This window comes from Microvirga sp. VF16 (genome assembly GCF_016864375.1).
Taxonomy (GTDB): Bacteria; Pseudomonadota; Alphaproteobacteria; order Rhizobiales; family Beijerinckiaceae; genus Microvirga.
In genome coordinates this window covers 475,470-487,807 of the sequence record NZ_CP069357.1, presented here as the reverse complement: position 1 = coordinate 487,807, position 12,338 = coordinate 475,470, and the positions used below count along the sequence as shown (strand labels likewise).

General features: G+C 60.6%; 12 protein-coding genes and 3 pseudogenes. 8 read left to right on the top strand and 7 right to left on the bottom strand.

The features are described from left to right. The first annotated feature begins 665 nt into the window (after positions 1 to 665). From JO965_RS41460 to JO965_RS41435, 6 genes and pseudogenes are all read left to right on the top strand, one after another. Complete coding sequence (locus JO965_RS41460) at positions 666 to 1,070, top strand: transposase (protein ID WP_203446865.1); 405 nt, start codon at positions 666 to 668, stop codon at positions 1,068 to 1,070. Positions 1,071 to 1,280: 210 nt separating this feature from the next. Continuing rightward, entirely contained in the window at positions 1,281 to 2,525 is a 1,245-nt protein-coding gene (locus tag JO965_RS41455) for a tyrosine-type recombinase/integrase (protein WP_246777224.1), read from the top strand. After that, entirely contained in the window at positions 2,519 to 3,433 is a 915-nt protein-coding gene (locus JO965_RS41450) for a tyrosine-type recombinase/integrase (protein WP_203446864.1), read from the top strand. Before JO965_RS41455 ends, JO965_RS41450 begins: the two co-directional genes overlap by 7 nt. After that, entirely contained in the window at positions 3,430 to 4,422 is a 993-nt protein-coding gene (locus tag JO965_RS41445; RefSeq protein ID WP_203446863.1) for a tyrosine-type recombinase/integrase, read from the top strand. Before JO965_RS41450 ends, JO965_RS41445 begins: the two co-directional genes overlap by 4 nt. Positions 4,423 to 4,523: 101 nt before the next feature. Next, positions 4,524 to 4,832, top strand: a pseudogene (gene tnpB, locus JO965_RS41440) (IS66 family insertion sequence element accessory protein TnpB); the annotation flags it as partial. A gap of 96 nt (positions 4,833 to 4,928) precedes the next feature. After that, positions 4,929 to 6,545 (top strand): IS66 family transposase, encoded by a 1,617-nt coding sequence (locus JO965_RS41435; protein ID WP_203447466.1) that lies wholly within the window; start codon positions 4,929 to 4,931, stop codon positions 6,543 to 6,545. A gap of 3 nt (positions 6,546 to 6,548) precedes the next feature. On the opposite strand, the gene JO965_RS41430 is transcribed toward JO965_RS41435, so the two are convergent. The 3 genes from JO965_RS41430 to JO965_RS41420 all read right to left on the bottom strand — a co-directional run bounded on the left by JO965_RS41430 (position 6,549) and on the right by JO965_RS41420 (position 8,707). Continuing rightward, positions 6,549 to 6,779, bottom strand: coding sequence for a DUF6429 family protein (locus JO965_RS41430; protein WP_203446862.1), 231 nt, complete (start codon positions 6,777 to 6,779; stop codon positions 6,549 to 6,551). 173 nt (positions 6,780 to 6,952) lie between these two features. Further along, positions 6,953 to 7,945, bottom strand: a complete 993-nt coding sequence (locus JO965_RS41425) for a YeiH family protein (protein WP_246777222.1) — start codon at positions 7,943 to 7,945, stop codon at positions 6,953 to 6,955. A 234-nt stretch (positions 7,946 to 8,179) separates the two neighbouring features. Further along, positions 8,180 to 8,707 carry a cysteine dioxygenase family protein gene (locus tag JO965_RS41420; RefSeq protein ID WP_246777221.1) on the bottom strand — a complete coding sequence of 176 codons (528 nt, stop codon included), beginning with the start codon at positions 8,705 to 8,707 and terminating at the stop codon, positions 8,180 to 8,182. Positions 8,708 to 8,945: 238 nt separating this feature from the next. Between JO965_RS41420 and JO965_RS41415 the strand changes: the two genes are divergently transcribed. Continuing rightward, the gene (locus JO965_RS41415) at positions 8,946 to 9,434 is read left to right on the top strand and encodes an Lrp/AsnC family transcriptional regulator (protein ID WP_203446860.1); all 489 of its coding nucleotides are present in this window, start codon (positions 8,946 to 8,948) and stop codon (positions 9,432 to 9,434) included. A 233-nt stretch (positions 9,435 to 9,667) separates the two neighbouring features. Here the strand turns inward: JO965_RS41415 and JO965_RS49875 are convergent. The 3 genes and pseudogenes from JO965_RS49875 to JO965_RS49865 all read right to left on the bottom strand — a co-directional run. Further along, positions 9,668 to 9,748 (bottom strand): annotated as a pseudogene (locus tag JO965_RS49875) (phosphoribosyl-AMP cyclohydrolase); the annotation flags it as partial. Between the two features lie 12 nt (positions 9,749 to 9,760). Next, a complete protein-coding gene (locus tag JO965_RS49870) occupies positions 9,761 to 9,937 on the bottom strand; it encodes a hypothetical protein (RefSeq protein WP_371827004.1) in 177 nt (58 codons plus the stop codon). A 518-nt stretch (positions 9,938 to 10,455) separates the two neighbouring features. Continuing rightward, positions 10,456 to 10,557, bottom strand: a complete 102-nt coding sequence (locus JO965_RS49865; protein ID WP_371827014.1) for a transposase — start codon at positions 10,555 to 10,557, stop codon at positions 10,456 to 10,458. On the opposite strand from JO965_RS49865, the pseudogene JO965_RS48705 reads away from it, so the two are divergent. Next, positions 10,523 to 10,949: pseudogene (locus JO965_RS48705) on the top strand (transposase); the annotation flags it as partial. The gene JO965_RS49865 and the pseudogene JO965_RS48705 overlap by 35 nt on opposite strands. A 1-nt stretch (position 10,950) precedes the next feature. Here JO965_RS48705 and JO965_RS41390 read toward each other — a convergent pair. Continuing rightward, positions 10,951 to 11,847 carry a GH25 family lysozyme gene (locus JO965_RS41390; RefSeq protein WP_203446857.1) on the bottom strand — a complete coding sequence of 299 codons (897 nt, stop codon included), beginning with the start codon at positions 11,845 to 11,847 and terminating at the stop codon, positions 10,951 to 10,953. Positions 11,848 to 12,338: the final 491 nt, after the last annotated feature.

Here is a 12,338-nt window from a genome sequence, read left to right as displayed (position 1 = left end):
TTGACGCTTTTTCAGCGAAGTCTCAACCCCGTATGTGGGAACGCGGCTGTCCGCCTCATCACAAAAGCGTTGAACAGGTAGCCTGTTGCCTTTCCCATCTTGCCTCTCGCGAGAGCATCGAGCCAAACGCGGCTTCCACTATTGGCATCAATCTGCTGCACTGCTTGTGTGATCTGCGTATCGGTTGGAGGAACCGAAGGTTCCCGTCAGAGAAAACCAGGTCCACATTTTTGCGCGATGGCCCTACGTCGGGCCATAGATTGCTGCTTTCCCCCACGTGAAGCCGCGATCGGTTATACCTTGAGCGGGACTCCTTGCCAGAACGATAAAGGTTCGTATCACAGATCCCAAGGGCGGGAAGAGGAGGAGCCGTATCTTAACAGCCTGTCAGCGCCCCGCTCTGTTCCATGTTTTCAATCGTCGCGGACCATGGATGGATCGGCCTCAAGCAAGGTTTACCTCCAACCGCGTTCGCTTTGAATGCCTCCTCCGTAACCTTTTGTAGCGGGTTTCGTTTCTGAACATGGCCACTTCACAGATGACCGCACTTTCTCTTTGCGAGCGAGGTTTGCTTGGTATGCATCCGGTGACTGCCCACTTGTGAGCAACGATCGTTTCAGGCGGGATTGCAGCTCCTGATTGGATCTAGCGATGTTGCAAGATCGATGACCTTCATTGCCGTTGATGTCGTGAACCGGTTGGAACGGCGGCGCCGGTTCACCACGGAGCAGAAGCTTTCTATTCTCTCTGAAGCCTGCCAGCCCGGTGCCAGTCTCTCGGCGGTCGCCCGCAAGCACGGTCTGGTTCCGAGCCAGGTGTTCAAGTGGCGCCGCCTTGCTCAGCTGGGCGTGATCGGCATCCCGGGAGCCTCGGAGCTGCCGTCCCTTGTCGCCTCTGAGATGGTCCAGATGGGCCCCGCGGCGACGGATCCGGCCTCGGCCCCTACTGTGGAGCAGCCGCAGGGCTTGATCGAGATCGTCATGGGCAGGCGCTGTGTCGTGCGCGTTGACCGCGATGTCGATGCCGAGGCGCTGCGGCGGGTCCTGCAGGTCGTGGAGAGCCTGGCATGATCCCGGTGCCCACCGGCGTGCGCGTGTGGCTGGCCACCGGCCACACTGATATGCGCAATTATGTGGAGTGCCAGATTATGCGGAGTCCGCAGCGGGCCGAGCGGCTTCGCCCTTTTTATCCAATAGCTTAGAGTGCTCAAGAGCCTTCCCCACTTGGCATAATTGTTGTCGTCTCTCGACGTTCTTTTTGAGCTCGAGAGGAGAGCACACGTGCCAAAATCGACGGAAGTTCTGCCGGACTGCACGCAACTGATGAACCCAGGTGCCTTGCGGCCGTTCGTGGTGGCGTTCACGGACCGATTGTCGAGTCTGGGGCACACCCGCCTCACAGTGTCAGGCTACGAAGCCTCGGCTCGTCATTTCGGACAATGGCTGCAGAACAGGAAGATCGCCGTCGCTGAGATTGACGACAGTGTCATTCACCGGTTTGCGCAGCATCGATGCCGTTGCCCCGGTATCCGGCAGGCCGCTCGACTGTCAGTCAAATACGTCAACCGCGCTCGCCGGTTCGTTGGCTTCCTGGCGGAATGCGGAGCGGTGACACTGTTGGAACAGGAGCCACCGCGTCCCAACGAAGATGTGATCCTTGCTTTCCAGGCCTGGCTGAGGCGGCATCGCGGAATCTCGGAGCGCACGGTCTGGCGCCACGGGCGTATGGTCATGCGCCTGCTTCCTGCTCTCGGCCCCGATTCCATGCAGTACGATGCTGCTCTTGTCCGACAGGTGATCCTGGACGAGGGAAAGCGAAGTTCGCACGCCTACCTCAAGACCATGACGATGGCACTGCGAGGCTATCTTCGATATCTGGCTGCCCACGGCCTGTGCCGTCCAGGACTTGATCAGGCCATCCCGACAATCCCGCAATGGCGGCTGTCAGCGTTGCCGCGCTACATCCCCAGCGCGGACGTCGAGCGGGTCATTGGGTCGTGCGACGTCACGACGTCGATGGGCATCCGTGACCGCGCGGTGCTTCTGCTGCTGGCCCGTCTCGGCCTGCGCGCCGGCGACATTGCAGGCATGCGCCTCGACGACATCGACTGGCAAGAAGGCACCCTGCGGGTCCGCGGCAAAGGCCGTCGTGAGATCCGGCTTCCACTCCCCCAGGACGCAGGCGACGCGATCATCGCCTATCTCCGAGATGCCCGGCCGCTCGCCGCCTGTGAGCAGATTTTCTTGCGGATAGTTGCACCGTATCGGCCATTGGCGAGCGCGAGCGTCTCGAGCATTGTGAGCCTTGCTCTTGAGAGGGCCGGCATCGATGACCCGCCGTCCCGAGGCACCAATCTGCTTCGGCACTCCGCAGCGACCGGCATGCTGCGCGCCGGCGCCACCCTGGACATGATCGGAACCGTGCTTCGCCACCGATCGATCGACACCACCGCCCATTACGCGAAGGTGGACGTCGATATGCTGCTTCAGATCGCTCAGCCCTGGCCGGGGAGTGTGTCATGCTGAGCCTGAACCTCGCACGCTATGCGGAATTGCAGCAGCATCTGGGCTTCAAGTTCCGCGTCCAGCACTCGTTGCTCAAGAGCTTTGTTGCCTTCGCGGAAGGCAACGGCGACCGGTATGTTCAAACGGCGCGCGTGCTCGAATGGGCGACGCTCGCCCCTTCACCGCAGCAGTGTCGCAATCGCTTGCTGACGGTCCGGCGCTTTGCCCTGGCGCTGTCGGCCGAGAATCGGTGTCATGAGATTCCGCCCGCCGATGCCCTGGGCCGTGGCCTGTTCGAGCGGCGGATCCCGCACATCTATACGGTCGATGAGATCACCGCGCTGATGCGAGCGGCGGCCCGCCTCAAGCCCTCAGGCTCGATCAGGCCGCTGCTGTACGAGACCCTGTTCGGCCTTCTTGCCGCCACCGGCATGCGCGTTTCCGAAGCCCTCGCTCTCCGCCTTGATGACCTGACGGCCGATGGGCTGGTGATCCGGCAAACCAAATTCCAAAAGAGCCGCTTGCTGCCACTCCACGCCACCACGTGGGAAGCCCTGGATCGGTATGTGGCAGCGCGCCAGCGGCTCGGGACCTGGGACGACGCCCTGTTCGTTTCCAATACAGGAACGACGCCGTCCTATCCTACGGTAATTGCCATTTTCCTCCGCCTGGCCCGATCAACCGGCCTGAGAGGGCAGCCCGGTCAGCCGGGACCTCGTATTCACGATCTGCGGCACACCTTCGCCGTCCGCTCTTTGGAGCAATGTCGGCCTGATCGCGACGCCGTTGGCCGCCATATCGTCGCGCTCAGCACCTACCTCGGTCACGCCCATGTCACCGACACCTACTGGTACCTGCAGGCAACGCCGACCCTCATGGGGCAGATTGCATCCGCCGGTGAGGCTTTGCACCAGGGAGCCGCTCCATGACCGCGCTGGCTCCCCATCTCGCCACCTTCCTACAAACCCATCTTCTCCATGAGCGGCGGGCAAGCCCGCACACGTGTGAGGCCTACGCCGACAGCTTTCGACTGCTGCTGTGCTTCGCGGCTGCCCGGTTGAGGACGACGCCGTCCCGCCTCGCGATCGAGCAGCTCGATCCGCCGCTCCTCCTGGCTTTCCTCGAGCACATCGAGGAGGCGCGGGGTAACTCGGCGCGCACCCGCAATGCCCGCCTTGCCGCCATCCACTCGTTCTTCCGTTTCCTCGAGTACCGGGTCCCGTCCTGTCTGGACCAGGCCCGCCGGGTCCGGGCGATCCCGATGAAGAAGGCCGATGAGGCGCTCGTCAGCCATCTCACACGCGCGGAGATGCAGGCTCTGCTTGATGCGCCGAACCCGCGTCAGGTCGCCGGTATCCGGGATCGGGCGATGCTCCACTTGGCCTTCGCCGCGGGCCTGCGCGTCTCCGAACTTGTCAGCCTGCGCCTCGATCAGATCGACCGCCAAATGGTCGCCAGCATCCATGTCATGGGCAAAGGACGCCGCGAGCGTATACTGCCCCTGTGGAAGGAGACAACGGCGGCGCTGAAGGCTTGGCTGGCAGTCCGCCCGGCGAGCGGCGATGCCGAGCTCTTCCTCAATGCCACAGGCCGGGCGATGACCCGATCCGGGTTCGAATATATTCTCGCCAAGCACGTAGCCACCGCGGCGCAGAAGTTGCCCTCCATCGCCGACAAGCGCGTCACTCCGCATGTTTTGCGCCATACCTGCGCCATGCACACCCTGCAAGCGACGCGCGATGTTCGCAAAGTGTCGCTCTGGCTTGGCCACGCCAGTCTGCAGAGCACGGAGATCTATCTGCGAGCCGATCCGACCGAAAAGCTCGAGGCGCTTGCCGCGATGGCGCCGCCGTCGCTCAGGCCGGGTCGCTTCCGCGCGCCCGACAAGCTACTGGCGATGCTGAAGTCGATCGGCTGATCGACGAATTATGTCGAGTGATTGCTACCTGAACACCGCAGCCGGCAAGGGATTGCCGCTGCGGACTCCGCATAATCTGGCACTCCACATAATTACGCTTATGCGGAGCTCCGCATAACCGCAAAGGCTTCGGCGGGTTGTCCCTGCTCGTGCAGGAGACGCTCAAGTGTGATCCGCATTCCGGCAGTCTGTTTGTCTTCCGTGGCCGGCGCGGCGATCTGATCAAGGTCCTCTGGTATGACGGCCAGGGCCTATGCCTGTTCTCAAAGCGCATCGATCGTGGCCGTTTCCTGTGGCCCTCACCGGCAGACGGCACGGTGTCGATTTCCACCGCGCAGTTGGGCTATCTGCTTGAGGGCATCGACTGGCGCAATCCCCAGCAGACCTGGCGTCCGTCTGCCGCCGGATGAGCAACAAAGCCTTGCTACGCAACAGGTTCGTGGCACACTCAAAGCGTGGCAAATCACCCTGATCCGCTTCCCGCCAGTCTGACCGAGGCTCACGCGATGATCCGCGCCGAGCGCGCCGCCCGTCTGGCAGCCGAAGCCCGCGCCGGTGATCTGGAGATCGCTCGGGCTGCGTTGGAGGTGGCCCGGCTCGAAGTCACCCAGGCCCACGCTGCCCGCTATGCCCTGGAGCTGGAGATCGAGCGGCTCAAGCTGCAGATTGCCAAGTTGCGCCGCCAGCACTTCGGCACCTCGTCGGAACGCAGTGCCCGTCTCGAACAATTGCTGCTCGCTCTGGAGGACCTGGAGGAAAGCGCCGCCCACATGGATGCCGACGCCGAGGCGAAGGATGCCGCCGCAGCGCCGGAGGCTCCGCAGTGGACACTCGAGGAGTTGAAGCGGGCCAAGCCTGCCCGCCGGCCCTTGCCCGGGCACCTGCCGCGCCGGCGCATGGTCCTTCCTGGCCCGACCGCCTGTGCCTGCTGTGGCGGCGGCTTGCGCAAGCTCGGGGAAGTCGTGACCGAGACCCTGGAGCGCATCCCGGCGCGCTGGGTCGTGGTGGAGACGGTCCGCGAGAAGTTCTGCTGTGCGGCGTGCGAGACGATCACCGAGACACCGGCGCCGTTCCATGCCATTCCCCGCGGCCGCGCCGGCCCGCATCTTTTGGCCGAGATCACGGTCGGCAAGTTCGGGCTGCATCTGCCGCTGACCCGCCAGAGCGCGGTGTTCGCCCAGGAAGGCGTCGATCTCGATGTCTCGACCCTGTGCGACTGGATGGGTGCCGTCGCGGTTGCAACCCAGCCTTTGAGCGCGCTGATCGCCGAGCATGTGATGAAGGCTGAGCGGCTGCATGCCGATGACACGCCGGTGCCGGTGCTGGCCAAGGGCAATACGAAGACCGGGCGGCTCTGGACGGTGGTGCGCGATGACCGCCCCTTTGCCGGGGCTGATCCGCCGGCGGCCGTGTATTTCTACTCGGCCGATCGCAAGGGTGAGCATCCACAGGGCTTTCTCAAGAGCTACAGCGGCCTTCTGCAGGCGGATGCCTATTCCGGCTTCGGGCAGCTGTATGAGCCAGGCCGCGTGATCGGGGCTGCGACTGAGGCGGCGTGTTGGGCGCATGCGCGGCGCAAGTTCTTCGAGTTGGCCGAGTTGAAGAAGGGGCCGATCGCGGTTGAGGCGGTCAAGCGCATGGATGCGCTGTTTGCAATCGAGCGTGAGATCAACGGCCGACCGCCTGACAAGCGACGCTCTGTCCGTGCGGCTCAGTCCAAGCCCCTCGTCGACGATTTGGAGAGCTGGTTGCGAGCTCAGCGTGGACGGCTGTCGCCCAAGAGCGAGACGGCCAAAGCCATCGACTACATGCTCCGGCGTTGGTCTGCGTTCGCGCTCTTCCTTGAGGATGGGCGGGTCTGCCTGTCGAACAATGCGGCCGAACGGGCAATCCGTGGCATTGCGGTCGGGCGCCGGAATTGGATGTTTGCCGGCTCGGATGTGGGTGGCCATCGGGCGGCAGCGCTGTACACGCTGGTCGAGACCTGCAAGCTCAATGAGGTCGACCCACGGGCCTGGCTGGCTGATGTTCTGGCACGGCTGCCGGAGCATCCGGCCAAACGCCTCGACGAACTCCTGCCCTGGAACTGGAAAGCCCCGCGCCACCAGCAGGCGGCCGCCTGAGGCTCAGGGCTTTCGCGTGAACAGCGCCTTGAAGAGCTCCTCGGCTTTCTGCAAGCCTTCATCGGTGAGCACGACGGACTTGGTCTTGTTGGCCGGATCGCAGATCAGGCCTTTCTGGTAGAGTCGGTTTGTTGCGCTCCAGTCAAAGCTCTTCCAGGCCCGACGCTCATCGTGCAGCGTCAGCCACATCAGGGCGAGAACCGCCTCGTCGATCTTGTCATGATCGATCTCCATGGCGCTACTCTACCACACCGCGGCCGAAGATTCCGTGGTCGTCGCCGGATGCGTACTTTGCTTGCGCGGGTCAGGTATTGAGGTTGTGTCATATTTCGCAGGTTACCCTCCCCAGCCCGTGCCGCTGCTGGCGCTCTCGAGCGAGACTGCAGCAATTTCGTGCTGGCAGGCATTCACGCGATGGCGAGCAGCCGGATCAAGCCTAGACTGAGGCTGAGAAGGATGAGAAGTGACAAACTCACCGCCAGCGTCACTCGTCCGCCGACGCGGCCGATTACGCGCAGGTCCACTCCGAGCCCAAGGGCTGCCATGGATACAACAGTGAGTCCTGTCGCCATAGGCAGCACACTACGCAGGATCACATCCGGAATCGCTCCCATCGAGCGCAAGGCTCCAAGAGCGATGAAGCCGATGATGAACCACGGGACAAGTCTTTTAAGCGACAGAGTGCCTAATCCGGAACGGGTGCCAGCGAAAAGCGAGAGTAGGATGACCACCGGCCCCAGCATGAGCACCCGTACGAGCTTCACCAGAGTACCGAGTTGCGTGCTGACGACACTGATCGGCACTGTGGCCGCAAGCACTTGGGGGACGGCATAGACTGTAAGACCTGCAAGCACACCATACTGTGACGCTGACAAGCCCATCAGAGGGACCAGCAGTGGCAGAGTGAGAACAACGATCACACCGAGGACTGCCGTAAAGGCGATCGACGAAGCGATGTCGTCGCTCTTGGCATTGATGATAGGTGCGACTGCCGCGATGGCAGAGTTTCCGCAGATGGAATTGCCACAGGCTATCAGGACAGCCATACGATTCGGCAACCCAAGGAAGCGACATAATCCGAAGCTCGCGCCGATGGCCAGGAAAACCACGAGAGCAATACCGAGGATGAGCCCGGTACCGGCTTGCATGACGGCTTCGAAGCTGATCGAGGCGCCGAGCAGCATCACCGCGAGTTCAAGCAGGAACTTGGCGGAAAATCCGATGCCGGGCAGCCAGTCGGAGCTGGGCGTCCACAGAGTCCTGAGAATCGTGCCGAGCAGGATCGCGATGACCAGCGCCTCAAGATAGGGGCGCCCGGTCCAGTGCTCTTCCAAGATCTGGAGAGCAATGGCGACGAGCGCGACCAATGTGCAGAGAAGCACTCCTGGTACTAGACGCATGCATCGAATGATCGTCGGAGTGGAAGGGCTCGACATCGCTTTCGTTTTTCTTGATCATCAGGGCTGGGACCCCTGGCCGTCTTGCCTGCCGGCTCATAGAATTCAGGTGGCTGCGCCGCACTGCTCTGGTGCGGTCCGCCCGAGATCTGGCGGCACCTGACTCACTCTGGTCCACAAATTGTAGGCACAGGGACCTTCGATATAAATGGCTCGGTCGTCCTCGTTCGCTCGCTGTCAGAGAGAAGCAAGCCTATATTCACGGAGAATAGACGAGGCGTGCATGTTGTGATCGAACCCATAAATATGGAGTGAGATCGCCTCTTCCCCATGGCTATTGATCATCTGATGAATGTTCGGGCCTGACGGCAACATACAAGCGACATAACCCGGGGATCTGACAGCCCGCTCAGAGACAACGACCCGACCTTCACCGACCGATCGAAACCAGACCTCCTCAAGAGAACCACTGAGCATTCCAAAGCAGCACGAACAATGATGATCATGGATCGTCGTTTGGGAAGATGGACTCCAAACTATCGCATAAACACTCATCTGATCATCATTGAATAACAGCGTCCGCGCGTAGCCTCCGTCTTTTCGCTCCAGCTGCCGGCCAACCAGAAGATCCGGAGTGCCGATGAGCTGTTGAAGAGCATGGCGGGCGGAAGCCAGATACTCGTTAGAAAGGCTGCGGTTCCGTTGCCCAAGTTCATTGAGGATCTCAGCCTCATTTGGACGTGAGGGGCATGGCATCAAACTCATTTCTCAAAGCTCCGCGGAAATTACGAGCAAAACCATAATCCCACAGACGCCTCGCAAAAATTTTTCCAATTTTGCTCCAATCCCTGCGAAGTTAGAAAACTTTTGCGCAGTTATATGGAATTTGCGAAATTCTCTTTCCGCGCATCGCCCGATGTGATTATCTCGGCAGCAGTTCATACTCCGTATGCTTGGAAATCAACGAGACCGTCAGCAATCACTCTCGAAGGCCCGGATAAGGATGGAAAACTCCAGATCAGTAAAACTCGACGCATTTGATCTGAAGATCCTCGAAAGGCTTCAGAAGGACGCTACCCTTCCGCTTGAAGAGTTAGCGGAACACGTCGGAATTTCGTCCTCGCCCTGCTGGAGGCGCATCCGCCGTCTCGAGCAAGCTGGGTTCATCAGCCGGCGGGTGACATTGCTTGATCGAAAAAAACTCAATGTCGGCGTGACTGTTTTTATAGCGGTTCGAACAAATCAACATAGTTCGGAGTGGCTTACAAGCTTCAAGGAGGCAGTAAAAGATATGCCCGAGATTGTTGACTTCTATCGCATGAGCGGAACGATAGATTACCTCCTGAAAGCGTACTTGCCGGACATCGAAAGTTATGATGCGCTCTATCAGAAATTGATATCACGCGTGCAGTTGAGTGATGTCACATCCATGTTTGCTATGGAAGAGATTAAATCAACGACCGAAATACCATTAACCTTCTACAAACCCTGAGAGTATCCTTTGGATTATGGTTCGGGTGTAATGCACACTGTTTCTAGGGATACTGGCAACGGAGACAGCATCCTAATGTCCCGCCATATCGCAGACGTTCACACCGGGGCTACTCCTTTTCGCAGTGCCGGACCCTTGGGACTATTCAGAACCAGCCGATAGAAACAGCTCATCCGGCCAGTGTGGCAACATCCGCGGTCACCGCCGACGTGAACATTCAGCCAAACCATGTCTTAATCACAATCGACAGGCAGTTCGTGCACATACTGGATCTGGCCGCTTATTGCACCGTTGTGCCACAGCTCTTGGCGTGAACGGCTCCGATACTAAGCCTCTCCAGTTACAATTGTTTTGTTCGGTGCATCCCGGTTCATCCAGGCAAGCATGAGCACGACACCAGTTTCAACGTCGGTCGCTATCGTCGGAAGCAGCCCATCTGAATTGAACACAGGCACAAAACTTGAGTCTCCCTCAATTTCCGTTTTACGTTTTGCATCGGACATAGCAGCTCTCACTCTACAACTCGGCTCTTATGATCGTCATTTCTGGATGCCAGCATAGGATCCTGTCGCCGATTGCGAGTCGGTGCAAGATCCAGCGACCTGACGGGTGTGCCGCGGCTCCTGATCGGACGACGATTGATCAAGCCTTTATCCGCGGACTGGTCACCGCATGTCCCAGTGTTCGTCGTGGGCCTTCCTTGCTCTAAGCACGAGGCATGAGCGCGAAAGCTTGCCCGCCTGAGCGTCGAGGGTTTCGCATCGCTCCAGGGTGTTACGGCACGCTGGTCAGGTGGTTATGGTTCCATTGGCTCAATCCCTCCTGTGCAGCTGTGCTGATGCTGGTGTGGGGCGGTTAGCCTGCGTGGTCCGTTGCAGCGGGAGCAACCGGAACCCAGCGCGCAATGTCCCACACGAAGCCGGCCAGCTCGCAGGCGATCGCTGTATTCACCTTCGGGCAAGAGCTCGCCGGCGGTCATGAGACGGCGGAAGCGCGCCGCCTCGCGGGCCGGCAAGCGATACTACCAGTCTGCCTCGATCAGCATGGTCCGGGCATGCCCGTTGCCGCTCTTGGCGATCCCCACCTGTCGCCTGCGGGTGCCGCTTGAGCGTTCGGACGGCACCAAGCCGAGCGAACTCTCGCAGTGGCTGCATGCCGGCCTTGTGCAGGCCGGGTTCGAAGTCGTGCTGCTGGAGACCCGGCACGTGAAGGCGGCGCTCTCGGCCATGATCGTCAAGACGGACCGGCGCGATGCGCAGCATCGCCCAGCTGCTGCGCATGGGCTGGTTCCACCCAGTCCACTGCAAGTCGCCGTCGGCGTAAGACGTGCGGGCACTCGTCATGGCTCGCAAACAGTTGCAGGACAAGATGCGCGATATCGAACTCAGCCTGCGTGGTCTGCTCCGTGGGTTCGACCTGAAGGTCGACGAGGCCAGCAAGAGTCAGTTCGCGGCGCGCGTACACATGCTCACGGCCGGTCATGCGATGCTGGAGAAGATCGCCGAGTCCATGATAGTCAGGTTCCGCCTGCCGAGGCGACCCTCGACCCGGTGTTGCAAGTTGCAGTACCTTGGCCGGTGCGCTGACGGCGCGGGTCGCAGCCGGTGGACAGGAATTGCGCCCAGTCCGCCGAGCTTCCGTAGAAGGCGTTGCGGTCGACATTGCCAGAAATCCCAGGCACACGTCCGGTCGCAGTGTATTGCCACAGGATCCACGGCCTACCCGCGTAGCGCTCTTCGGGCCCAGCGGCGACGCTGCGCAGCCAGTGAGGATAATCCGGCAGTTCGCCTTCCAGAACTTCCTTGTGAAACGTGATATCCGTGTAGATGATCGGTCGCTTGCCGGTGTAGGCCTCCATCTCCCGGAGCATGAGCCTGATCATGCTGAGAGCTTCTTCGCGCGGGACCTTCGTGGGGCAGGTGCGAGAGCTTCCATTCCACTCAACGTCCAGAACCGGCGGAAGGGCATCCGGATCAGCCGGCACGTTCTTCTTGAACCACTCGACCTGCTCGGTTGCGGATCGGCACCAATAGACGAAGTGATACGCCCCGCGCGGGACGCCGGCGGCCCGCGCTTTCTCCCAGTTCTCCATAAAGCGCTCATCGACATGGTCCCCGCCCTCCGTCGCCTTGATGAAGGCGAACTTGGTGCCTGCGGCACGGACTGAGCTCCAATCAATCTTACCCTGCCACTTGGAGACGTCGATGCCCTGAATGGGATGACTTTGCGCACGGGCGACGCCCGGGTGGGGCTTTGCGTCACTTTTGGCCGGGTAGTAGCTCGGCCGCTGGGCGCACGAGGCCACAAGAATTGAGACAATCAGGACAAGGGTGAGCTGCTTTGCACCCCCTACGAGCCTCCCAGGCCGCGACAAGGGGCGAACTTCGATTGCAGAGCGTACGGGCAATAGCATGCATCATGTGATACTCCCCGACTCGTTAAGGAACGTTTGCTTGGCTCTGCTAGGGCAACTTGGATAGCACATTGAGGCCAGTCAGAGGGCTTCATCATGTGGCAAGGTTGGGACCCATATTCATTGTCAGAGGTCGCGCAACCCATTGGGTCATAAGCTCTGCCATCTGGGCTGGTCCCGGAGGACGTCGCAAAGGTCGTTCGAGCTTGGGAGCCTGAGACGCTTAATTTCGTCCAGAATTCTCCTCTGGTCAGATTGGCGATTGATCCAGACACGACATCAGTGGCGAAGAACCGACCATACCTCCGAACGCCACGACTCAATACGCTCGTTGAGGTTGATTGTGCTCTTGTAGCGGTGTCCGAACGCGCCACGTGGCGTCAGAGCCATTGGGTCTTTGTTGATCCCCCTACCGGTTTAGGGTGGGTAACAAGTTCGTCCATGGCGCTGTCGGAGACGTATCGATTGGCAGTAAGCCCGTCTTCTCAAGC